The organism is Sulfitobacter geojensis, assembly GCF_000622325.1.
Classification (GTDB): Bacteria; Pseudomonadota; Alphaproteobacteria; order Rhodobacterales; family Rhodobacteraceae; genus Sulfitobacter; species Sulfitobacter geojensis.
In genome coordinates this window covers 2,297,930-2,320,890 of the sequence record NZ_JASE01000005.1, presented here as the reverse complement: position 1 = coordinate 2,320,890, position 22,961 = coordinate 2,297,930, and the positions used below count along the sequence as shown (strand labels likewise).

General features: G+C 56.3%; 24 protein-coding genes. 15 read left to right on the top strand and 9 right to left on the bottom strand.

The genetic code is table 11. From position 1 onward, the window contains the following. Window positions 1-9: 9 nt before the first annotated feature. From Z947_RS0113305 to Z947_RS0113285, 5 genes are all read right to left on the bottom strand, one after another. Window positions 10-375, bottom strand: a complete 366-nt coding sequence (locus Z947_RS0113305) for a response regulator (protein WP_025044788.1) — start codon at window positions 373-375, stop codon at window positions 10-12. Beyond that, a complete protein-coding gene (locus Z947_RS0113300) occupies window positions 372-647 on the bottom strand; it encodes an STAS domain-containing protein (RefSeq protein ID WP_025044787.1) in 276 nt (91 codons plus the stop codon). The genes Z947_RS0113305 and Z947_RS0113300 overlap by 4 nt, the downstream gene beginning before the upstream one ends. A 206-nt stretch (window positions 648-853) precedes the next feature. After that, window positions 854-1,933, bottom strand: coding sequence for a methyltetrahydrofolate cobalamin methyltransferase (locus tag Z947_RS0113295; protein ID WP_025044786.1), 1,080 nt, complete (start codon window positions 1,931-1,933; stop codon window positions 854-856). A gap of 27 nt (window positions 1,934-1,960) precedes the next feature. Beyond that, complete coding sequence (locus tag Z947_RS0113290) at window positions 1,961-2,887, bottom strand: methylenetetrahydrofolate reductase (RefSeq protein WP_025044785.1); 927 nt, start codon at window positions 2,885-2,887, stop codon at window positions 1,961-1,963. Between the two features lie 59 nt (window positions 2,888-2,946). Beyond that, window positions 2,947-3,252 (bottom strand): virulence factor, encoded by a 306-nt coding sequence (locus Z947_RS0113285; protein WP_025044784.1) that lies wholly within the window; start codon window positions 3,250-3,252, stop codon window positions 2,947-2,949. Window positions 3,253-3,541: 289 nt separating this feature from the next. Between Z947_RS0113285 and Z947_RS0113280 the strand changes: the two genes are divergently transcribed. The 3 genes from Z947_RS0113280 (at window position 3,542) to Z947_RS0113270 (ending at window position 6,270) form a co-directional block, all read left to right on the top strand. Continuing rightward, on the top strand, window positions 3,542-4,663 hold the full coding sequence (locus Z947_RS0113280) for a Ppx/GppA phosphatase family protein (RefSeq protein ID WP_025044783.1): 1,122 nt from the start codon (window positions 3,542-3,544) through the stop codon (window positions 4,661-4,663). A gap of 1 nt (window position 4,664) precedes the next feature. Then, window positions 4,665-5,462 carry an RlmE family RNA methyltransferase gene (locus Z947_RS0113275; RefSeq protein WP_025044782.1) on the top strand — a complete coding sequence of 266 codons (798 nt, stop codon included), beginning with the start codon at window positions 4,665-4,667 and terminating at the stop codon, window positions 5,460-5,462. Window positions 5,463-5,700: 238 nt separating this feature from the next. After that, window positions 5,701-6,270 carry a hypothetical protein gene (locus Z947_RS0113270; protein ID WP_025044781.1) on the top strand — a complete coding sequence of 190 codons (570 nt, stop codon included), beginning with the start codon at window positions 5,701-5,703 and terminating at the stop codon, window positions 6,268-6,270. A 108-nt stretch (window positions 6,271-6,378) separates the two neighbouring features. Here the strand turns inward: Z947_RS0113270 and Z947_RS21555 are convergent, their stop codons facing one another. Both Z947_RS21555 and Z947_RS0113260 read right to left on the bottom strand, forming a co-directional pair. Next, on the bottom strand, window positions 6,379-6,927 hold the full coding sequence (locus tag Z947_RS21555; protein WP_025044780.1) for a hypothetical protein: 549 nt from the start codon (window positions 6,925-6,927) through the stop codon (window positions 6,379-6,381). A 222-nt stretch (window positions 6,928-7,149) separates the two neighbouring features. Further along, on the bottom strand, window positions 7,150-7,389 hold the full coding sequence (locus Z947_RS0113260; RefSeq protein ID WP_025044779.1) for a hypothetical protein: 240 nt from the start codon (window positions 7,387-7,389) through the stop codon (window positions 7,150-7,152). A gap of 664 nt (window positions 7,390-8,053) precedes the next feature. Here Z947_RS0113260 and gph point away from each other — a divergent pair. From gph to Z947_RS0113225, 7 genes are all read left to right on the top strand, one after another. Further along, window positions 8,054-8,710, top strand: a complete 657-nt coding sequence (gph, locus tag Z947_RS0113255; protein WP_025044778.1) for a phosphoglycolate phosphatase — start codon at window positions 8,054-8,056, stop codon at window positions 8,708-8,710. 70 nt (window positions 8,711-8,780) lie between these two features. Next, window positions 8,781-9,755: a phosphate/phosphite/phosphonate ABC transporter substrate-binding protein gene (gene phnD, locus Z947_RS0113250; protein ID WP_025044777.1), complete on the top strand. Its 975-nt coding sequence runs from the start codon at window positions 8,781-8,783 to the stop codon at window positions 9,753-9,755. Between the two features lie 83 nt (window positions 9,756-9,838). Continuing rightward, window positions 9,839-10,630, top strand: a complete 792-nt coding sequence (phnC, locus tag Z947_RS0113245; RefSeq protein ID WP_025044776.1) for a phosphonate ABC transporter ATP-binding protein — start codon at window positions 9,839-9,841, stop codon at window positions 10,628-10,630. Then, a complete protein-coding gene (gene phnE / locus Z947_RS0113240) occupies window positions 10,627-11,445 on the top strand; it encodes a phosphonate ABC transporter, permease protein PhnE (protein WP_025044775.1) in 819 nt (272 codons plus the stop codon). Before phnC ends, phnE (Z947_RS0113240) begins: the two co-directional genes overlap by 4 nt. After that, window positions 11,445-12,260: a phosphonate ABC transporter, permease protein PhnE gene (phnE, locus tag Z947_RS0113235; protein ID WP_025044774.1), complete on the top strand. Its 816-nt coding sequence runs from the start codon at window positions 11,445-11,447 to the stop codon at window positions 12,258-12,260. Before phnE (Z947_RS0113240) ends, phnE (Z947_RS0113235) begins: the two co-directional genes overlap by 1 nt. Before the next feature lie 13 nt (window positions 12,261-12,273). Further along, window positions 12,274-13,167, top strand: coding sequence for an HAD-IIA family hydrolase (locus tag Z947_RS0113230; protein ID WP_025044773.1), 894 nt, complete (start codon window positions 12,274-12,276; stop codon window positions 13,165-13,167). A 54-nt stretch (window positions 13,168-13,221) separates the two neighbouring features. Continuing rightward, window positions 13,222-14,877: a Na/Pi cotransporter family protein gene (locus tag Z947_RS0113225; RefSeq protein ID WP_025044772.1), complete on the top strand. Its 1,656-nt coding sequence runs from the start codon at window positions 13,222-13,224 to the stop codon at window positions 14,875-14,877. A 60-nt stretch (window positions 14,878-14,937) separates the two neighbouring features. On the opposite strand, the gene Z947_RS0113220 is transcribed toward Z947_RS0113225, so the two are convergent. Both Z947_RS0113220 and hydA read right to left on the bottom strand, forming a co-directional pair. Beyond that, a complete protein-coding gene (locus Z947_RS0113220; RefSeq protein WP_025044771.1) occupies window positions 14,938-16,359 on the bottom strand; it encodes a matrixin family metalloprotease in 1,422 nt (473 codons plus the stop codon). Between the two features lie 365 nt (window positions 16,360-16,724). Next, the gene (hydA, locus tag Z947_RS0113215) at window positions 16,725-18,128 is read right to left on the bottom strand and encodes a dihydropyrimidinase (protein ID WP_025044770.1); all 1,404 of its coding nucleotides are present in this window, start codon (window positions 18,126-18,128) and stop codon (window positions 16,725-16,727) included. A 116-nt stretch (window positions 18,129-18,244) separates the two neighbouring features. Here hydA and Z947_RS0113210 point away from each other — a divergent pair, with 116 nt between their 5' ends. From Z947_RS0113210 to Z947_RS0113190, 5 genes are all read left to right on the top strand, one after another. Further along, entirely contained in the window at window positions 18,245-18,892 is a 648-nt protein-coding gene (locus Z947_RS0113210; protein ID WP_025044769.1) for a GntR family transcriptional regulator, read from the top strand. Window positions 18,893-18,993: 101 nt separating this feature from the next. Further along, entirely contained in the window at window positions 18,994-19,395 is a 402-nt protein-coding gene (locus Z947_RS0113205) for a VOC family protein (protein ID WP_025044768.1), read from the top strand. Window positions 19,396-19,471: 76 nt separating this feature from the next. After that, entirely contained in the window at window positions 19,472-21,031 is a 1,560-nt protein-coding gene (locus Z947_RS0113200; RefSeq protein ID WP_025044767.1) for an ABC transporter substrate-binding protein, read from the top strand. An 82-nt stretch (window positions 21,032-21,113) separates the two neighbouring features. Next, complete coding sequence (locus tag Z947_RS0113195; protein ID WP_025044766.1) at window positions 21,114-22,079, top strand: ABC transporter permease; 966 nt, start codon at window positions 21,114-21,116, stop codon at window positions 22,077-22,079. Between the two features lie 7 nt (window positions 22,080-22,086). Continuing rightward, window positions 22,087-22,959 carry an ABC transporter permease gene (locus Z947_RS0113190; RefSeq protein WP_025044765.1) on the top strand — a complete coding sequence of 291 codons (873 nt, stop codon included), beginning with the start codon at window positions 22,087-22,089 and terminating at the stop codon, window positions 22,957-22,959. The last annotated feature ends 2 nt before the right edge of the window (window positions 22,960-22,961 follow it).

Here is a 22,961-nt window from a genome sequence, read left to right as displayed (position 1 = left end):
AAGAATCCTTTATCCGGCAACCATCTGAAGGGCTTTGACAAGCTTTGCGGGATCGAACGGTTTCACGATCCAGCCGGTGGCCCCTGCGGCACGGGCGCGGGCCTTGAGTTCGGGAGCCGCTTCTGTGGTGAGTACAAGAATGGGGGTCGAACGATGTTTGTCCTGATCGCGCACGGCGTCGATAAAGCCGAAGCCGTCCATGCGTGGCATGTTAATATCGGTAATGATCGCGTCGGGTTCGATGCCGTCCAATACCTCGATCCCGTGGATCCCATCGTCCGCAGTATGGACGGTAAACCCAGAGGGAAGCAGGGCAAGTTTGATCATGTCGCGCATGGTTCGGCTATCATCAACGGCCAGTATTTGAAGGGTCATATGTTGCCTTCCGCAAGGGTTTCGGGGGTAAAACCCATGCTGGTCAGCTGTACCAAGACGGGATCGCAGACATTAATGATGTCAAATCGGGTTTGTTGTTGGCGTGCCTCGCGCGCGGCGGCCAGACAGGTTTGTACACATAACGCCCCGAACAGGGTTACTTTTTCGCAGTCAAGCACGATGTCCTGTCCTTTGCGCGCTGTAAGTTCCGCGTGAAACGCAGCAGCGGCTGTGACATCCAGCTTGCCAGTCAGTGCAAGCGTTTCACTCATAAGAAAACCGGTTTGGCAAAGGTCGGGCAGGGATCATCACAGCGCTCCACATCTTTTGAATGAAGTGGTTTTAGAGTGCGGTCCGTTAATTCCGCGTTACCAGATGGGCGGGGAACGGAATTTCTGTGAAGTTCATATGGCAAAACGCAAAAGGCCCCGACGTGATGTCAGGGCCTTTGCATTAAAATATGCGTGGTCGGGTTGGTTCAACCGCGGCGGCGACCCCCTACACGACCTGCGCGACCGCGGCCTTCCTGGCCGGCCTTGGGGGCTACCTTGTTGAATTTAATCCAGTCGCCGCCGTGCGGATCACGATCGAACAGGAAATTTGCCGCGCGGATGGCTTCCATTTCCTTGCCCGGCCGCGGCTGGGTCGATCCCATGCCGAAGAGCTGCACAAAAGCTTCGTCGTCCATTCCTTCGGGCAGGACTACGCCCAGCGCTTCCAACTCGGCCTTTTTCTCGGCGATTTTTTTGGCATTCACCGGAAGGGCGACAGGGTTCATGATGGCAGAGGTCATGCCAGCCCCCATCGCCATAGGCAGAAACGCATTGTTGATGCCGTGACGGTTGGGCAATCCGAAGCTGATGTTGGATGCGCCACAAGTCGTGTTCACGCCCAGTTCCTCGCGCAGCCGCCTTACAAGGGTAAAGACCTGATGGCCTGCGGTTGCCATGGCCCCGATGGGCATGACCAATGGATCTACCACGATATCATGCGCAGGAATGCCGAAATCAGCGGCCCGTTCCACAATCAGCTTGGCCACGGCAAAGCGCACGTCGGGATCTTCGGAAATGCCTGTGTCATCGTTTGAAATCGCCACGACCGGTACATTGTACTTTTTCACCAGCGGCAGAACCAGTTCCAGCCGTTCCTCTTCACCGGTGACGGAATTCAGCAGTGGGCGGCCTTCACAAGCCTGCAATCCCGCTTCCAATGCACCGGGAACAGAACTGTCGATGCACAGTGGCGTGTCTGTCACGGCCTGTACCCGTTTGATCATTTCAGGCATCAGCATGGGTTCGACAAAGTTATTGTCAGCATACCGTGGATCTTCGGCCATTTTGTTGGAAAACACCGCGCCGGAGTTCACGTCCAGCACCGTGGCCCCCGCATTGGCCTGCGCTATTGCGTCAAACTCGACCCGACTGAAATCATCACGCTCCAGCTCTTCCGCCAATATCTTGCGGCCCGTCGGGTTGATCCGCTCGCCGATGACGCAGAAGGGTTCATCAAAGCCGATAACGGCGGTTTTGGTTTTGGATTCGATGATGGTACGGGTCATTCAGGTGTCCTTGGACAAGAGAGAGGTTTAAACGGAAGTGTTGGCGGGGACGGCAGAGGATCCACCGTTTTCAATCGCCCAACTGGCGTTGGTCTTGATCCCGCCCAGCGGGAAGAAATGCACGTGAGAGATATTGAAATCGGGGTTGGCGGCCTTGTGCAGGGCCAGTTCGTTGATCACATCCGTGGGTTCGTACGGCAACAGCAGTTTGGTCACATCCATCGCGCGCTTTTGCAGTACCTTCAGCGAGGGACCGACACCGCAAGCGATGGCGAATTTAATAAGGGTTTGCAGCTTGGCCGGGCCCGCGATGCCGATATGCACGGGCAGGGTGATGCCAGCCTCGCGCAGGCTATCTGCCCAGGCGATGATCGGTTTGGCGTCAAATGCGAACTGCGTGGCGATGGCCATTTTTGCATCCGTGCGGGTCTGGAAGTCATTCTTCCACTTTAACGCGGCATCCACGCCAGCGGTGCCAGTGGCATCAATATCGCGGTTGCCTTCGGGGTGGCCTGCCACATGCAGACGCTCAAAGCCTGCGGCGTCAAACAGCCCGGTTTCCATCAACTGCATGCTGTCGCTGAAATCACCGTGAGGGGTGGTCACACCGCCGGCCAGCAGCAACGCCTGTTTCACATCCGCTTCGCCCTGATACATGGCAATCCAGTTGGCCAGCGTGGCGCGGTCCTTGATGATGCGCGCGGGGAAATGCGGCATAACCTTATACCCGTCCGCGTTCAGTCGTTTGGCTGTGGCGACCATATCCTCGATCGGGGTGCCCTCAATATGGGCGACATAGACGCGGGTTTCGGCCGGCAAAAGGGCGGTGAAATCCTCGACCTTTTCGGCGGTGCGCGGCATCACCTCGATTGAATAGTCCCGCAAAAGGGCTTCGACTTCGGCGGTGGGCGTGTTTGCAGGGGCTTCTTTGCGGCGGAAATTCAGCAATGCCATGATTTTATCCTTCAACATGCGGGGATCAGATCCATTCGGGGTTCAAGCCCCCTGAGCTTTTACACGCCTCCGGCGCGACCTTCGTTATCAATCAACGCCTTAAGGCGTTCCTTGTCATATTCGGTATCGATCCGTGCGGCTTGGGCGTCAGCCACAGCATCTGCATCGCCTTCAACGCTGAACGGTTCCGCCTTGCGCCAGTCCGCCATATAGGCGTCGCTGTCTTCGGCACCGATGCGCATCGCGACGCGGTCAATCGCCTGCTCAAATCGTTCCGGCAGCGGGCGCTTTGATCCGCGACGGCCTTTACCCACAATCACCTGCGCGGGAATATCGCGCCAGTACACTATTGTTACGTCCACCATCGGCTGATTCCTCTTGCAGTCTTTCATCGGTCTAAACGTAACGGCCTGTCTGTCAGCGCCGTTTTTCGACTTCACATGCGCATTCCGCGACCCCTGCGCAAATGCACGCCCTTTCTATCCCTGCGGCGACCAGAGGACGAGGGGGCAGTGGCCCCATAATATTCATGTTCATCGTGAGGTGCCGCTAAAAGCGGATGTGCCGGAATTATGCGATCTTGCTGCCTTGGCGCTTGCGCGGAACCTTTTGCGGGACTACTTTGAAGGTAACTCGAAATGAAAGGCGCGAACCATGGCGCCACAGCGTCCCAAAGGTGCGGGCGCGCTCGATAAGGACATACAGTCGGCTCTGAGCCCCGTGCCAGTTTCGCCCAGATCGTCCGAGCTATACGCGGCCCTTGATCTGGGCACAAATAGCTGCCGCATGTTGATCGCCCAGCCGAAAGGCAGCGGTTTTCACGTGGTAGACAGCTTCTCGAAATCCGTCCAATTGGGGGCGGGGCTTGAGAAATCCGGGCGTTTGTCGCGCGGATCCATGGCGCGTACCATACAGGCATTGCGTATCTGTCAGCAGAAACTGCGCCGCAACAAGGTCAGGCGTATGCGACTGGTTGCGACCGAAGCCTGCCGTCGTGCCCTGAACGGTGCCGATTTCATGCGCCGCATCCAACGCGAAACCGGGCTGGTGCTGGATATCATCAAGCCCGAAGAAGAAGCCCAGCTTGCGGTTATTTCCTGCGCGCCACTGGTCAATCACAAAACGGAAAACCTGCTGGTGGTGGATATCGGTGGCGGATCGACCGAACTGGTATGGATCGACATCTCGAAGGTGCCGAAAAAGGACCGCGCGCAAAGCATTATGCGACTGCATTCGGGGTTCCATCAAGCCAAGAGCGATATCCCTGCGGCCAAGGTGGTGGACTGGATCTCTGTACCTCTGGGCGTGGCGACCTTGCGGGACCAGTTCGTGGACGTGGACGACGACGCCGCCCGCTTTGCCCTGATGAGTTGGTTCTTTGAGGAAAATTTGCAAGATTTCACACCTTATCAATCTGCCCAGCCGCAAGAACGGTTCCAGATTGTCGGTACGTCAGGCACCGTGACGACAGTTGCAGCTAGCCATTTGGGATTGCGCCGCTATGACCGTACCAAAATCGACGGGCTGCGCATGACATCGGCGCAGATCGACAAGGTGATCCACTCCTATCTGGCGATGGGACCGGCGGGACGGCGTTCTGATCCTCGGATCGGATCGGACCGTGCGGCATTGATCATGTCGGGGGCGGCAATTCTGCAAGCGTTGATGCGCTGCTGGCCGACCGACCGGTTAAGTGTGGCGGATCGTGGTCTGCGCGAAGGATTGTTGTACGCTCAGATGTCGGCGGATGGCGTATTGGAAGAAGGAACATATTGAGATGGCCAAGACACCAACAGGCAGTGGCGGCGGCGCGGGCAAGACCCCGACGGGCAAGAAGACACCGACCGGCAAGAACACATCAGGGCGCGGACAGCGCGACCTGAAGGTCAAGGTCAAGTCGGCGCGCGGGCGCACGACAAGTTCAACCCGCTGGCTGCAACGCCAGTTGAACGATCCTTATGTGAAACGCGCACAGGCCGAAGGCTATCGCGGACGTGCGGCCTATAAGATCATGGAACTGGACGACAAGTTTCGCTTTCTTGTGCCCGGTGCCCGCATTGTCGACCTTGGTGCCGCCCCCGGGGGCTGGTGTCAGGTGGCGGTCAAACGTTCGAACGTCTTGGGCGAACGCGGTGGCAAGGCAGTCGGCACGATCCTTGGGGTCGATTTGCAGGTGATGGAGCCGATTGCGGGCTGTGAGCTGCACGTGCTGGATTTTATGGACGAAGGGGCGGACGATCAGGTCAAGGAATGGCTTGGCGGCAAGGCGGATGTCGTGATGTCGGATATGGCGGCCTCGTCATCGGGGCATAAAAAGACCGATCACCTCAAGATCATGGCGCTTTGCGAGGCGGCAGCCTATTTCGCGTTTGACGTATTGGAAGAAGGCGGCACTTTTGTTGCCAAGGTTCTTGCGGGCGGTGCCGAGGCGGAATTGCAAAAACTGCTCAAGCAGCGGTTCACCAAGGTCCATAATATGAAACCCCCCGCCAGCAGGTCGGATAGTTCCGAAAAGTTTGTGGTGGCCTTGGGGTTCAAGGGGGACAGCGGGTCTGCGCAAGACGAGCGGTTTTGATACCATTTATCTTGTATTGAGAATGTTTCACTGCGTTTCAAATTGAGCGGAAATTTTCACCTAACGAATTGAAATTCGGATTAGGTGAAACATCTTTTTTCATTAATTATCAATGCATTGAAAATCGATCTTAACAAGTGGTTAACTCTGTGTTTCACGCAGAGTTAACCGCCTGTTCCTAATCTGAGATCACATGCGGCTGCTGTCCGCTTTCTCTTTTCAGATCAAAGGAACAGACATGTTTAGATCGACGCTCTTCGCCCTCGGCGTACTTGCATCCCCCATGGCACAGGCCGCCGAAGTGCCGCCGGCGATGTCCCAGTATATCTATGATGATCTTATGAAATGGGTGAATGACGCGCAGATCGTTCAAGCCATAAACGCGCAAAACAATCTGACTGACGGTCTGACCGAAGCGGACATCATCGCAAGGGACGAAATCTGGCGGGCCGAAATTAGTGCGGACGATTCCCCGCTGATAAACGAGGTGGTGAACGCGCCGCTCTCCAATTTCCTGCGGGACCATATGGGCAAATCGGCGGGACGGATTACCGAGGTTTTTGTCATGGACCATCACGGACTGAATGTCGCGTCGAGTGGGATCACATCCGACTATTGGCAGGGCGATGAAGCCAAGTTCAAACAGACCTACGCAAAAGGTGCAGGTTCGGTTTTTGTTGATGATATTGATCTAGATGAAAGCACGCAGACCTATCAGGGGCAGGTTTCATTTGCGGTGACCGACCCTCAAACCGGTGTGGTGATTGGCGCAATCACCGTCGGTCTTAACGCAAGCACGTTCTTTTGACCTGAATTCGCCTTTTGGATTGTTTGGGGCAATACCGGTGTAGATCAACGGTATTGCCCGCGCGTCAAATCCTGAACCCGTGCGTAGGCATCGGGCAGGGAGGTGCCCTTAACGGTCGGAGCACCCTTTTGTGCCGGGATAGCACGTGGGCACTGCAGAGCGGTGACGTATCACGCGGCGCGGCTTCACGACGCGCTTTTTTTGCGGGTGTTTCAACATCTGTTGATAAGTCACCGCACGATTGGGCGACCCACAGCTGATTTCGCCCGAGATCGTCACCGGCTGAAGGCCGGCAGGGCAATAGTTCTTCTTTGATGGCACCGGATATGTGTTGGTTCGTGTCGGCGGTACCATGACGGGCGTTTTGGTTTTTGTTGTGCGCTCGGGTGTTTTGTTGCGATCACCGGGATCCTTGTCTTCACCCTGAAAGGTTTTGTCGCTGTCCTCGAATTCCTCTTCCGGCGGCTCAGGTGTCGGCGGCTCGGGCGTCGGTGGTTCTGGGGCAGGTGGCTCTGGCGTTGGCGGTTCGGGCACTTCCGGTTGTTCGACGGGATCGCTGTCGACCACATCTTCCGGACCGATTGCAGCCGCAGAAAAGGGCAGGGTGCATAGCAGGCTTATAAGCCCGATGGAAACCGTGCGGGGGAATAAATACATAAGGAATCTCGCGTTTTTATCTGCTCGTTTATGATCAATTGATGCCCCTTGCGGGGTAATTTGTCCAGAAATCTTCCTGATCTCCGTGATTTTTCAGCCAAAATTTCCCAATAGCTACCCTATAGGTTGAGGTTGGTTGGGGAACACCATCTATATTTGGCTGCTTTACATAGGCAGCCACTTGACAAGACCCGCATATTCGCCCCGCCGGCTTGCGCCCCGTCAGTCCCCGCGGTGCGCATCCTCAGATCGCGTGGCGATAGGCTGCGGCAGCATTGCATCCTGCTTTAGCGACGACACACCCCGCGAGATAAACCGGGTTGCTGCATCGCCTTCAAGATATCGTGCCGCCGTCGCCGCAGAACGGTTTTGCGTGCCAGCATCGGGCCGCAGATCACCCTGACGCAGCAACTCGAACATCTTTTTATACCTGCTGTTGTGCTCTTGCTCAAATTCATCCATCGTCAATCACTCTTCCTAATTGAGCTATCCGATAAGCGCGCAATATGGCTTGGGCAGGGCGAGGTTCAGGCGATATGGCGGTGCCTTCGCCGCGGCATAACCTCGCGCCCCGATGTTCAACCGGCCACCCCCAGTCGCTTGTGCGCATCTGTTGATGTCCAATCCCTGTCAGTACAACATTTGTAATCCCTGAAATCCCTGAAATACGTCCGAACAGACCCATTACCATCACAGCACTCAACCCGATCAGGATGCCACCGAGTAAAGACGCGCCTTGCGTGAAAGCGGTCACGGCATCCAGTTCGATCCTAGGTTCTTTCGGTCTAATTCAATCGCGTAAGTCTTTAGAGGCGCTGAGTATCTTGGCGCGAGGGGGCCATCTGGCCCGACCCTAACAGAGATCAGGCGTGCGCAGCGTTCGGATAGGGCAACGATGGCGTTTGTAGTTTTTGTTGCTTATAGGCGGGGGCGCGTTACGCAGTAGGTGCAGGCCGCTGTCCTTATCTTTACGAAAGACCACTATGGCCATCTATTTTATCCGGCACGGGCAATCCGAATTCAACACATCATCGGCTTCATGCTCAACAACTGCCAGATTAACCGCTACCGGTAAGTATGATCTGCTCAACCTGCTTTGAACGAGCACCTAAGGGGACACCACATAATGACACGGTTCACTGCGATTATTTTCGATCTGGACGGCACACTCATTCACAGCGCCCCCGATTTGCACTTCGCAGCCAATGAGGCACTGGAAACGATCGGGCGCGGGCCACTTGATCTGGCCACGATCATTTCCTTCATCGGCAATGGCGTGGAAACTTTGGTCAAACGCGCCTTGGCGGCAACGGGCGGTGGCGATGAAGCGCTCGAACGCACGGTTCTGGCATTGTTTTTAGAAGTTTACGCCGAAAACATCACAACGTTGACACGTCCCTATGACGGGGTAATCGCAAGCCTGGAGACATTTCGCAGCGAAGGCATCAAGTTGGGTATATGCACCAACAAGCCAACTGCGCCTGCGCTGGATATCTGCGCGCGGCTTGATCTGACGCAGTATTTCGATGTGATCGTCGGAGCCGAAGCGGGGCGGCCGAAAAAACCTGCGCCCGATATGCTGTTGGCGTGCCTGTCGCAGCTTGGTTGTCCGCGCGAAAAGGCGATTTACGTCGGCGACAGCGCGGTTGACTACCAGACCGCGCGCAACTGTGACGTAACGTTCCGGCTGTTCTCAAGGGGCTACCTGAATGAACCGTTGCCGTTGCTTTCCGCAACAGAACAGTTCGATAACTGGCATCAAAACGGGATCCTCCCCGCATAAACCTATGCCAATAAGGGGTTTATAAATCACAGTGTTACGGCTAGCGTTTCGCTATCTGGGAGGATTCTACATGAAACTTATGAACTCACTTTTGTCTGGCGCCGCCTTGGCGTTCACCATGACCCTTGCGGGTCCCGCAGCAGCACAGGAATGTGAACGCGGTGATCTGGACAAGCGATATTGCGATGTGAACGGCGATCTGATTGCGGATACGCCAACCGATGTCGCGGATCAGGTTGATCCTGACACGCTTGTTTTTGCCTATACACCTGTCGAAGATCCGGCTGTTTACAAGGCCGCATGGTCCGACTTCCTGACCCATCTGGAAAAAGAGACCGGTAAATCCGTGGTGTTTTTCCCTGTGCAGAACAACGCCGCCCAGATCGAGGCGATGCGTTCCGGCCGTCTGCATATCGCGGGTTTCAACACCGGCTCGAACCCGCTGGCTGTGAACTGCGCGGGCTTCAACCCCTTCACCATCATGGCGTCCGAAGACGGCAACTTCGGGTATGAAATGGAAATCATCACATACCCCGGTTCCGGCATCGAAAAAGTCGAGGACATTAAGGGCAAGCAGTTGGCCTTTACTTCGCCCACGTCAAATTCGGGTTTCAAGGCACCGTCCGCGATCCTGAAGGGCGATTTCGACATGCTGCCCGAACGTGATTTCGAGCCTGTTTATTCAGGCAAGCACGACAACTCGATCCTCGGCGTTGCCAACAAAGACTACATGGCGGCCTCTATCGCCAACTCGGTCAAGGCACGTATGCTGAGCCGTGATGTGATTACCGAAGATCAGGTCAAAACGATCTACAAATCGCAAACTTTCCCGACCACGGGTTTCGGCACGGCGCATAATCTTACTCCTGAGCTGAAGGACAAGATCAAGAACGCCTTCTTCAACTTCGAGTGGGAAGGCACGTCGCTTCAGGCCGAGTTTGAAAAGTCGAACGAGGGCCAGTTCCTGCCAATGACCTATCAGGAATTCTGGGAAGTGATCCGCAAGATCGATGCCGCGAACGGTGTCAGCTATTCTTGCGAATAAGCACTGATCGGGCGGGCCTTCGGGCCCGCTTTGATCCATCTGACGACCTTTTCCAATGATAATAATAGAGGCGGGGAAGCTTCATGCTGCGGCTTGAGAAACTTGTTAAGACCTATAAAACCGGCGATCAGGCGTTGCAGGCTGTTGATCTGGAAATTCCCGAAGGGCAGGTGCTGGCGCTGATCGGCCCCTCCGGCGCGGGCAAGTCGACCTTGATCCGTTGTATCAACCGGTTGGTGGAACCGACCTCGGGCAAGGTTCATCTGGGCGATGTCGAACTGACCGGTCTGTCTGCCAGTGGGCTGCGCCGCGAACGTCGCCGTATGGGCATGATATTTCAGGAATATGCGCTGGTTGAGCGGCTGACCGTCATGGAAAACGTCTTGTCCGGCCGGCTGGGTTATGTGGGGTTCTGGCGCAGCTTCCTGCGGCGGTATCCGCAATCCGATGTGGACGAGGCATTCCGCTTGCTGGACCGTGTGGGGCTTGCCCATATGGCAGACAAGCGCGCGGACGAACTGTCCGGCGGACAGCGCCAGCGGGTCGGCATTTGCCGCGCCTTGATCCAGAACCCTGCACTGTTGTTGGTGGATGAGCCGACGGCTTCGCTGGATCCGAAAACATCGCGCCAGATCATGCGCCTGATTTGCGAGCTGTGCAAAGAGCGCGGTTTGGCAGCGATCATCAACATTCACGACGTGGCGCTGGCGCAAATGTTTGTGCAGCGCGTTGTCGGCCTGCAACTGGGGGCGATCAAATTTGACGGGCCGCCAGAGGGTCTGACCCCTGACGTGTTGACCAGCATTTATGGTGCCGAAGATTGGGAAGCGACCATCGAAGCGGTCGACGAAGAAGACGAAGAGGTCACAGAATGAGCGCGACATTCGACGTTCAGACAAAACTGGGCCAACCCTGGAAAAAGCCGCCGTTTGTGCAACGCAGCTGGTTGCGCTGGACGTTGATCATCGGGTTCATCGCCTATCTTATCGCCGCCTACCTCACGGTAGAGGTGAATTGGTCGCGGGTTTATGAAGGTTTGGAGCGGGGCAAAAAGTTCATCCTTGCCTTTACCAATCCCGATTTCGCTACGCGTTCTGGTGATATCTGGGAAGGGATGATCGAAAGCATCGTGATGACGGTTGCGGCATCGGTTGTGGGCATCGCGATTTCCATCCCCATCGCCCTTGGCGCGGCGCGTAATGTGGCACCCTTGCCAGTTTATCTGATCTGCCGGGGCATCATTGCCATCAGCCGTGCCTTGCAGGAAATCATCGTTGCGATCCTGCTGGTTGCGATCTTTGGATTTGGCCCTTTGGCCGGCTTTCTGACGCTTAGTTTTGCGACCATCGGGTTCTTGTCCAAACTCCTGGCCGAAGACATCGAAAGCATGGACCGTGTGCAGGCCGAGGCGATCAAAGCCTCTGGCGCGCGCTGGACACAGTGGATTAACTACGGCGTGCAACCGCAAGTCATGCCGCGATTAATCGGGCTGAGCATCTACCGTCTGGACATCAATTTCCGCGAAAGCGCGATTCTGGGACTGGTTGGTGCAGGCGGCATCGGGGCCACGTTGAACACGGCGTTTGACCGCTATGAATATGACACGGCGGCGGCGATCCTGCTGATCATCATCGTGATTGTGATGGCGCTGGAATACCTGTCGGGTGTCGTCAGGGCGAGGGTGCAATAATGCCGGTACAAGATTCAAAAGGTCTGAAAATCTGGCAGCGGCGCACGGGGCGCGAAAGCTTGTTCCATTGGGCGCTCTGGCTGGTTGGCATCGCGATTTTCGCCTATTGCTGGCAGCAGATTTCCAAATCCACCACGTGGTTTTTTGTGTGGGATGCCCCGCGCATTGCCAATGACATCTGGACCCGCGCGACACCGCCGAAATGGGAATACATCACCCAATTGGGCAAACCGATCTGGGACACGTTGAACATCGCGACATTGGGCACGATCTTTTCTTTGATCCTTGCGGTGCCGGTCGCTTTTCTTGCCGCGCGCAACACGACGCCGTCGCGCTATATCATCCGCCCGATTGCGCTTTTGATTATCGTGTCGACCCGTTCAATCAATTCGCTGATCTGGGCGCTGTTGCTGATCGCGATCATCGGACCGGGCGTGTTTGCAGGGGTTGTCGCCATCGCGATCCGCTCGATCGGGTTCTGCGCAAAATTGCTGTACGAGGCGATTGAAGAGATCGACGAAACGCAGGTCGAGGCAATCACCGCCACAGGGGCGTCCCGATGGCAGGTCATGGCGTATGGTATCGTGCCACAGATCATGCCCGCCTTCGCCGGCATTGCCGTGTTCCGCTGGGACATCAACATCCGCGAAAGCACGGTATTGGGTCTGGTCGGTGCCGGGGGCATCGGGTTGCAACTGTCGTCATCGCTCAACGTATTGGCATGGCCACAGGTGTCCTTGATCCTGTTGGTTATTCTGGCGGCGGTTGTCGTTTCCGAATGGGTGTCGGCCAAGGTACGCGGTGCGATCATTTGAGCAGGCCAGTGAATTGAACACGAATGACGCCTTTGCCGCCTATGAAAAGGTGCGCCACCGTTTGCCGGATGTGCAGCGGACAGCGCCCTGTTCACGGCTGCCTGATCTTGATGCGTTAAGGGACGATATCGACACGTTTTTGCTTGATGCTTTCGGCGTTCTGAACATCGGGGAGACGGCTATTCCCGGCGTGCCCGAAAGGGTCGCAGGGCTGCAGAAGGCCGGTAAACGGGTGATGGTTGTATCCAATGCTGCCGGCTATCCCCATGCGGACCTGATGACGAAATACGCGCGCCTTGGCTATGATTTCGCGCCCGAGGATGTGATCACCAGCCGCAAGACAATCCTGCACGGTTTGGCGGCAGAACCAGCCCGCAAATGGGGGTTAATGGCCACCGAAAGCCTCGGGCGCGGGGATATTGAAGGGCTGGACATCACCTATCTGGCAGAAGACCGGCAAACCTATGATGCGGCAGAAGCATTTTTGTTGTTGGGCAGTGCTGTGTGGACAGAGCAGCGCCAGACCCTGCTTGAAACGTCGCTCAGGCGCATGCCGCGTCCGGTCTATGTGGGCAACCCTGATATTGTCGCGCCACGTGAAAACGGGTTTTCCACCGAACCGGGCCATTTCGCCCACCGGCTTGCAGATGCAACTGGCGTGGCTGTGAATTTTTTCGGCAAACCTTTCGGCAATATTTTTGATCTGGCATTTTCCCGTATAGGCAGTTTCGATCCAGCCCGCACGGTGATGGTCGGGGACAGTTTGCACACGGATATTCTGGGCGGGCAGGCGGCGGGCATTAAGACTGCGTTGATATCCGGCTATGGGTTTTTCGGGGGCACTGATGTTTTGGGACCGATTGAAATATCAGGGATCCAGCCGGATTACATCCTGCACCGCCCTTGAAAACAATCGGCGCAGGTCACTAGTATCTTTCGATAGTTACAAGGTAGCGTCGCGTTGAACGAACCGCATCTCATTCAATTCCTGCTGAATATTGCAGGCGCTGCTGCCTTGTTGATCTGGGCGGTGCGGCTTGTACGTACGGGTGTGGAGCGCGGTTTCGCCAACCAGCTTCGGACGTGGCTTAGGCATTCGGCCAACAACCGTTTGCTGGCGGCCGGCTCTGGTCTTGGGGCGGCGGTATTCTTGCAAAGCTCAACGGCTGTGGCAGTTTTAACGTCAAATTTCGTGGCCAAAGGTGCGCTCACTGCGGCGACTGGACTTGTTATACTTCTGGGGGCGGACGTCGGATCGGCGCTGGTGACGCAACTGTTGCTAGTGCGACAGTCGTTTTTCATCCCCTTGCTTTTGTTGCTTGGTGTCTCGCTGTTTTTGCGTTCAGGCAATGACACTCTGCGTCAGGTCGGGCGCATCCTGACCGGCCTCGCGTTGATCTTTGTTTCCTTGGATATGATCCGCGCTGCAACCGGCCCCATGGTCGCCAATCCGGGCACTTTGGCGGTGATGGAATACCTGGGGCGTGATCTGTTAACGGCTTTTGTGATTGGCACCGGTTTCGCATGGATCGTGCATTCCAGCGTAGCAGCGGTCCTGCTGTTTGTTACTTTGGCAGGGCAGGGGATTTTGCCGCCTACTGCAGCGGCAGCCATGATCCTTGGGGCCAATCTTGGCGGGGCTTTTATCGCTTATGTGTTGACGCTGTCGGCACCGGTTGTGTCACGGCAGATGATTGTCGCAAACCTTGTCTTGCGCGGCGGTGGTGCGTTGATTGCCGCGGTTCTGGTCAGTGTGAAACCGGAGCTTCTGACCTATCTCGGGGCGGATCCGGCGCGACAGGCCATAAACCTGCATTTGGTATTCAACGTCGCCGTCGCCGTTGTCGCGCTGCCCTTCACCGTCAGTGTTACGCGTGTCATTGCCCGCGTTCTAACGGACAAGTCCTCGGCGACGCTGACGCTTGACGCGGGTAGCGCGCTTGACCCTGCGGCCCTTGAGCGCCCCAGTCGCGGGCTCGATTGTGCGGCACGCGAATTGCTGGACATGGGGCAGCGCATCGAAAAAATGCTGATCGCGGTGGAGCCCCTGTACGACACGTGGAACAGCCTTGGCGCGCAAGCGATTGAGGATCAGGACCGCACCATCAAGAAAATGCATCTGGAGATAAAGCTGTATCTGGCCAAGCTGGGGCAGAAGGGGCTGAACGAGGAGTTGAGCCGCCGCTCGATGGACCTTGCGTCGATCTCAACCAGCCTTGATGCCGCTTCCGATGCGATCACGCGAACGATGTTGGAGCTGACCCAGCGCATGCACGCACAAGGCGTTCATTTTTCGCCAAAAGGGCGCGAAGAGATTGGTGATTTTCTGGATCGGGTGTCGGGGAATGTGCAGCTGGCATTGAATGTGATGATGAACCAGAATCCTGCGGAGGCGCGTGAACTGGTGGCCGCCAAGGAAAAGGTGCGCCGCGTGGAGCAAAAACTGCAGCGCCATCATCTGGAGCGGTTGCGCGAGGGGTTGGTGGAAAGCATCGAGACCAGCAATATCCATCAGGAAACGCTGCGCGCGCTCAAGCAGATCAACACGTCGTTTTCGATGGTTGGCTATCCGATACTGGCCAAATCCGGTGATCTGTTGAAAAGCCGGCTGACCTGACAGGAAACAAGGCCGCCTGTCGACTGGCGGCCTTGTCGCGCATTCTACTGGGGTATGGCGTCAGGCCGCAAAGGGATCGTCAAGAACCCCGACCAATGGCATCAGGAAATCACCGCTATTCGCATCCAGTGCAGCGGCGTAATGACCATCCGTTGCACTTACTGCCGCCTCGATGCTGCTTTGCGATCCGTCAAACAGCGCTATGGCCTGTCGCGCATCATCCGTGTCGGACATGCCTTTGGTGACCGCGAAATAGGTACCAATATCGAATTTGTCCGCAAGGTATTGGCGGTCTGCCTGTACCTGTGCGGCGAACTCTGCCGAAGATCCGTCGGGGATGTCGGCCTTTGCCCCTTCAAGGACCGAAAGAATAAACACATCGCGCCCGACCGCGCCCTCATCAAGCACACCGACCCAGAAATTGAACCCATCCGCGTCCGGTACACGCCCCAGCACGTTGTTGTATACGGCTGTGGCGATTTCAGCATTGCTCATGCCCTCAGGATAGGTGGCGCGAGTCTCAGCCTGGTCGATAAACAGGGCGGCCATGGCGTTCAGTGACAACCCGTCCGCATATGCATTACCCCAGAACGCCAGTCCCAACGCGTCCGGTGCGCGGTCGAAATAGGCAATATATAGTTCGACAATCTGCGAGAGATCAGCGGGTGCCAGCGTGGCGATACTGTCGAAGGTATCGATGTTGAAATCGGGGTCCGTGCCCGTCTGGAAATCCAGCCGTTCCATGTTGACCAGCGTGTCACTGCCATCGCGTCCGGTTTGGCGATCTGTTACGACCAGCGTATCCGCAGAGAGGGTCAGGGTATATTGCGATTGATCGCCACTCAGGTTCAGGGTGTCGGTACCGGCCAGCCCGTCCACCACATCATCGCCAAAGCGCGCCGCAAAAACGTCATCGCCATCGGTTCCTGCCGGTGGGATCGAGGCCCCGTAATGAATTTGCACCCCTTCAATATCACCCGCACCCAATCCCGTCAGATGGTCCAGATTGCGGTCATACATGATGGTGTCGGGGTCATTGGTGTGATCAAGGCCAATGGCATGCCCGATCTCGTGCACCGCTACCTGAAAGAAACCGATCTCCCCCGCCGCGCCATCAAAGGTTGTGATCCAGTTTTCACTTTGGTCAAAACGCACCTCGGCAGAGGTCATGGTGAACAGGCTTGATGTAGTTTTGGAACCGCCGAACGACGCTTCACCCGTGACGCCGGACGGTCCGTCCATGTCATCCCAGCCCAAACGGATTTGTGTGTCGGCGCCGTCGGCAACTTCAACAAAGTCGATGTTGGCCACGTTTTCCCAAGTTTGAAACGCATCGCGGATATTGGTGCGAAAGGCCTCTTGTGTGATGAAATCTGCGAATACAAATCCGTCCCCGGGTGAGGTTGCGAAACTCCAGTTCACGATCCCGCCTGCCTCTCCGGTTTCACCGGTGCCCCATTTGAATTCGCTTAAAGTATACATTTCTGCTCCTGTTTTTCTGTTCAATTTGGCACGATGCGTTAAACGCAGGACAACACCGGCCCGTCATGTAGAGGCTGCCGGTTAAGATCGTGTCAAGAAGCAATGCAGATGGTGTTTCGCGGGCGGGACGCGAGGGACGCACGAACACGGCTGGCTGTCGCGCAAATTTGCGGCATGCGGAGCACGCAGCCGCGCTTGAACCCTACACCAAACGCCCATTTTTAGGTGGCAAGGTGGCGGATGAAACAATAATTGGCCGGTAGGTCCAAGGTGCGCAGATGATCATCAAGGCAAGGATCAACTGCGCATCATGGCGGCGCGTAAATGCTGTACACGCGGGGGGACAATACCGGGGACTGTCAGAGCTAAGCGGAAAGGTTGGGGTGGGCCATGCGCTGCCATGCGCCATCGCCGGCCAGTCCTTGCAAGGATCGCTCGGTCACAATCCGGCGCCCCCGCGAAAGCACACTCACAGGCATTCCGCGTATGGTGGTGCCTTCAAACGGATTGTAGCCCACGTTGTCGTGCAGGTCGTTTGCACCATACGTGTGTGAAATCGAGGGGTTCCAGAGGGCGATGTCGGCGTCAAAGCCCTCGGCAATGCGCCCTTTACGCGACAGACCAAACGCGTCGGCGGGCGCGGTCGCTGTCAGTTCAGCGAAGGCGGTCAGATCCATGCGCCCTTTGCTCACCATTTCGTTGAACATCAGGGGCAATCGCGTTTCAAGACCGGGCATGCCATTGGCGATTTTGTTGAACGGCGCATCGTCGCCGTGGGCGAACTTTCCGGTTTCATCCATGCGGTACGGGGCATGATCCGACGTGACCAGCCGAATGGTTCCGTCAGCAATCGCGTCCCACAGTGCATCTTGGTCATCCGTCGTGCGCTGTGGCGGCGAGCACATGAAACGCGCAGGATTGTCCTGCTCCAGAATATCCGCCGTCATGAACAGATAGTGAGGGCAGGTTTCCGCCATGACCTTCACGCCGCGTTTCTGGGCCGCACGAATGATTTCGGCTCCCTCGCGTGTGGAGACATGAAAAATCATGATGCGCGTATCAGTGAATTCGGCAAACCGGCACATCCGGTCGATGGCTTCGGTTTCGGCCAGACGGGGATGCGACAGGGCGTGATATTTCGGCGCTGTTTTGCCTTCGGCCAAAAGCTTTTCAGTCATGTGGCGGATCAGGCCGTCGTTTTCTGCGTGGAAACACACCAGTGCGCCGTCGCGTTTCGCCACGGCCAGAATGTCCAGAATCGATTTATCGTCCTGTCTTACCTTATCATAGGTCGTAAAAATTTTGATCGAACGGTGACCCTGCGCGATCAGGGCGGGAATGTCGTCTTCCAGATTACCATGTGCTGTCTCGGCGACGATCATGTGGAAGGCATAGTCGATCAACGAACCCTTGCGCGCCAATGTGGCATAGGCGTCGACAACATCCCTGATCTTGTTGCCGGGGTGTTGCGCCGCAAAGGAGACGACAGTTGTCGTACCGCCCATCGCTGCAGACCGAGTTGCGGTTTCAAAGGTATCGGCATTCAACAGGCCCGCACCGGACACCTGTTCGATGTGGCAATGGGTATCCACACCGCCGGGTAGGGCGATCAATCCGCGCGCATCGATCCTCGTCACGGCTGTATTTTTCAGGTCCGGCCCGATTGCGGTAATGATGCCATCTTGAATGCCGATATCGGCAATATCCACGCCATTTGAGTGGACGACGGTGGCCCCTTGCACCAGTGTGTCGAAATCTGCGTCTTTCATGTGGTTTCCGCCGCCTGAGTTTTGTATAATGAAATACCAAGTGTATACCAAATTTGGAAACTTGGAATACACTGCGTGCTTTTACATAGAAAATGCATGCCATCAGGAGGGACGACATGGCCGATGCCGCACAAACTTTGGGCACTTCAACCTTCGAGCGGATGAAGGCGATGATCCTTGACGGGACATTGGAGCCCGGCTTGCCCCTGCGGGAAAAAAGCTTTGCCGACCGGCTTGGCGTGTCGCGCACGCCGGTGCGTGAGGCGATCAGTCAGTTGGTGAGCGAAGGATTTGCCGAACGTGCGCCCTCCGGCACGCCGGTGGTTAGTAGTATCTCATTGGCGGATATTATGGAGATCTTGCACGTCCGCAGTCTGCTGGAGTGCGAGGCGGCGCGCAAGGCTGCCGCATCTAACGCAAAATTGGATGAATTGCTGAGTTTACGTGCGAAAACCGTTGATTTTTTGGATGGAAGTCGCCCAAACCCCGAAGCGCATTTCGCTCTGGACGTCCAGCTTCACCTTGCAATCGCCCGCAGGGCGGGGTCACGATTGTTGGCCGAACTGATCGAGAGTCTGAAGGTCAAAACCCGCATGTATGACCAAGGGTCCATTCCTGAACGGTTCGAACCAGGTTGTCATGAACACCTCGCCATCATCGACGCGATTGTGGATGGTGCGCCTGAGAATGCCGCTGAAGCGATGAGGCTGCATCTTAAAAAGGTGCGCGAATCGATCATCTCGCACATTAATCACCCATTCTGATTGACGAAGGCCCGTGACAGCCGGTTTTTTTCCGACAGGCGTTGACTCGGTTTTTTTAATGTATACCGTCTGGATACCAAATTTGATATTCAGGAACGCACATGTCCCAACACCCCCCTCAACGGCCCGACGATGGCATCGTCCTTGCGATCACGTTTCAATATTATCGCGACCTGCCGACGGCGATGGCGTTTTATGAAAACGTGCTGGGGTTCGAGTTGGCCATCGATCAGGGATGGTCCAAAATCTATCGCATAGACGGGCAGGCCCACGTCGGTCTGGTTGATGAAGCCCGCGGGATGCAGAACTGGGCCGAGGATAAAACAGTGCAGATCTGTCTGCGCGTCCCGAATGTAGACGCTTGGTATGCCTGGGCGCAGTCGCATGGCGTGGCGGGGATGACCGAACTGCGCGACAGCGAAGAACTCGGCATACGTGCCTTCGCCATGAATGACCCCGAAGGATACCAGATCGAAGTGCAAACCGCGAAGCCGGGCCACTGACGAACGACGGATAAGCAAGAGAGGCGGCAAACCGCCCCGACGACCTCACGCGAAAGCGACCAACAAAGGAGTTACCATGAAATACCTGAATAGAAATACGTGGCGCATTGGCGCCCTTGGCGCGACATTTGTCGTGGCTGCTGCCGGCGCGACGCTCGCCCAAGAGAAGGCCGTGACCATCGGTCTGACATCGGATCCGAGCCACCTGTACCCGCTTGCGGGCGAGGAGTTGTCCTCCAATATCATGTACTACCATCTGTATGATGCGCTGGTGTCGCGCAGCCCGGAACTGGAATTCGGTCCCGGCCTCGCGGAAAGCTGGGAAAATGTGGACGACGTGACATGGCGCTTCAAGCTGCGCGAGGGGGTAACGTTCCATAACGGGAATGCGTTCACCGCAGCGGATGTTGTTTACACGGTCGAAAAAGCGCGTGCGTCTATCCGTCCTGATCTTGTGGCGAATGTTGCCTCCGTGAAGGCCGTGGATGACCTGACGGTTGAGATCACAACGCCGAAACCCTATGCGGTACTTCCGAACGATCTGGCCGAATTGTTGATCCTTGATGAGGAATACACGGAACAGACCGGCGACGAGAAAATGGACCTCAAGCCGATGGGCACAGGCCCATACATGCTGAAAGAGTGGATCAAGGAAGAAAAACTGGTCCTGACGGCATTTGGCGATTACTGGGGCGGTGCGCCTGCGATCCAGACGGTCACCTTCCGTCCGATCACCAATCCGGCAACACGCACAGCCGCGCTTTTGACGGGCGAAGTTGACGTTATTCAGGATCTCGCGGTGCGCGATGTTGACCGCGTAAAGTCCGAAGACCGCTTTCAGGTGATCACACGGCCAAGTCTTTTGAACGTCGTTCTTGCGATGGACACGCGTGAGAAATCGCCGACCATCGAAGGCAAGAACCCGATGACGGACCAGCGTGTGCGCGAAGCAATCGCGCGGGCCATCGACATGGATGCGATCAACAAAATCGTCATGAATGGACTGGCCACGCCCTCCGCGCAATTCGTGCCAGAGGCCCATCTGGGCTTTGTGGACGGAATGGATTTCCGCGAGATGTATCCGGTTGATATCGAAAAGGCGAAAGAGCTGCTGGCCGACGCGGGGTATCCTGACGGCTTTACGATGACGCTTGACGCTACAAACAACCGCTACGTCAACGATGCGCAGATTGCACAGGCGCTTGCGTCAATGCTGGCCAAGATCAATGTAAATCTTGAACTGAACATCATGCCCAAGTCCAACTTCTGGGGCTATATCCGGGTGCCGACGGAAAACTCTAGCCTGATCATGAGCGGCTGGGATGTGCCATCGGGGGATGCCGGTTCGATGTACGGTGCGCTGTTCTATAGCCGCGACAAGAAAGAGGGCTATGGACAGGTCAACCGCGGTTCCTATTCCAACGCCGAAATGGACGCGCTGCTGGATAAGGCCGATTCAACGCCCGACATCGCCAAACGCGATGAATACCTTCAGGAAGCGACCAAAATCCTGATGGCGGACATTCCGATGATCCCGATGCATTACGAGCAGGACGTCTATGCCGCCCGCAAAGGTGTTACGCTTGTACCGCGCGTCGACAAGTTCATTTCGGCCTTTGAAATGGACGTCGACTGATCCTGCACGTCCTGCGTTCCCCGCAGCCTATACGCTGTGGGGAACGTTCTGATTTCCCTTCAATGAAAGACGGCCCGCTGCGATGTTTGGATACCTTCTCAAACGCCTGATACAGATGCTGCTCGTGCTCTGGGTCGTCTCTGTCGTGGTTTTCATGATGATGAGCTTTACGGGCGATCCGGTCTTTATGGTCGTGCCAATTGATGCGACGGACGCTGAAATTGCACAGGCACGCCGTATCCTCGGGCTCGACCAGTCATTGATCGTTCAATACTGGAAATTCCTGACCAGCCTGCTTCAGGGTGATTTCGGACATTCTTACGTTTTCCGCCAACCCGCGATGACGCTGATCCTTGAACGACTGCCCGCGACCGTCGAAATGGTTCTGGTCGCAATGGTTCTGGCAATCGTTTTCGCGATTCCCCTTGGGGTCTATGCCGGTGCGAACCCGAACGGCCGGTTGAGCCGCGCGATCATGTCGGGTTCGTTGCTGGGCATTTCACTGCCCGGTTTCTGGGTTGGCATGGTGCTGATCTACCTGTTCGCGGTGAACTGGGGCATTTTTCCGTCCTCGGGGCGGGGGGACACTGCAGAGGTATTCGGCTTTCGCATCAGTTTGGTGACGTGGGACGGTTGGCATCACATCGTGCTGCCCGCTGTGACCCTGTCCCTTGGCACCATGGCCATTCTGCTGCGCATGACGCGCGCGGGCATGATGGAAGTCGGCCGTCAGGACTATATGAAATTCGCGCGGGCAAAGGGCGCGACGCGGCGCGATGTCCTGTACAAGCACGGCCTGAAAAATGCGCTGATCCCGGTTGTGACGATCTTCGGTCTGCAACTGGGCGATCTTATCGCCTTTGCCACGATCACCGAGACCATCTTTTCCTGGCCAGGGATGGGCAAACTGCTGATCGATTCAATCTACCGTGCCGACCGTCCTGTGATTGTCGTCTACCTGATGCTGGTTGCGGTGATTTTTGTTGTCATCAATTTTCTGGTCGATCTCGTTTATACGCTGATCGATCCGCGCATCACGCTGAAATGAGGGTCGCATGACTTCTTTCCTCCGCTCGGAGTTCTTCCATAATTACACCCGCAGCACCTCTGCCGTCATTGGCAGCGCGTTGATGGTCCTTTTTGCGTTTGCGGTGATCGTGGGGCCGTTTCTGGTGTCACAAAACCCCTATGACATCGCATCGTTGAACCTGATGGACAGCTACAAACCACCGGTCTGGCTTGAGGGTGGAGATCCGCAATTCGTGCTGGGCACAGACGGGCAGGGCCGTGATGTCTGGGCGTCAATCCTGTACGGCGCGCGCATTTCCGTTTTCATCGGTCTGGTGGCGATGATCGCGTCTTGCACCATCGGAACGGTATTGGGACTGATTGCAGGGTTTTATGGTGGTATCGCCGATGCGATTATCATGCGGATTGCAGACATTCAGTTGTCGTTTCCCTCAATCCTGATCGCACTGTTTCTGATGTCGGCTGTGGGCACGGGGGTCGACAAAGTGCTGATCGCCTTAACAGCGGTTGGCTGGGTCGTATATGCGCGCACGGTGCGCGGCTCCACCTTGTCCGAGATCGAAAAAGAATACGTTCAGGCGGCTAAGGTTGCGGGGCTGTCGAACGCGAAAATTATCCGCAAACATGTTTTGCCGAATGTGCTGACGCCGCTGATCGTTATTGCGACAATTCAGGTCGGTACCTTTGTGCTGATCGAAGCATCGCTCAGCTTTTTGGGGGTGGGGGTGCCGATCACCCAGCCGTCATTGGGTTTGCTGATCAAAAACGGCTTTGACGTTTTGTTTTCGGGCCTGTGGTGGACGTCGGTCTTTCCCGGGGTCGCCATTATGATGCTGGTTTTCGGGATCAACCTGTTCGGTGATTTCCTGCGCGACGAATTGAATCCGAGGTTGAAATGACG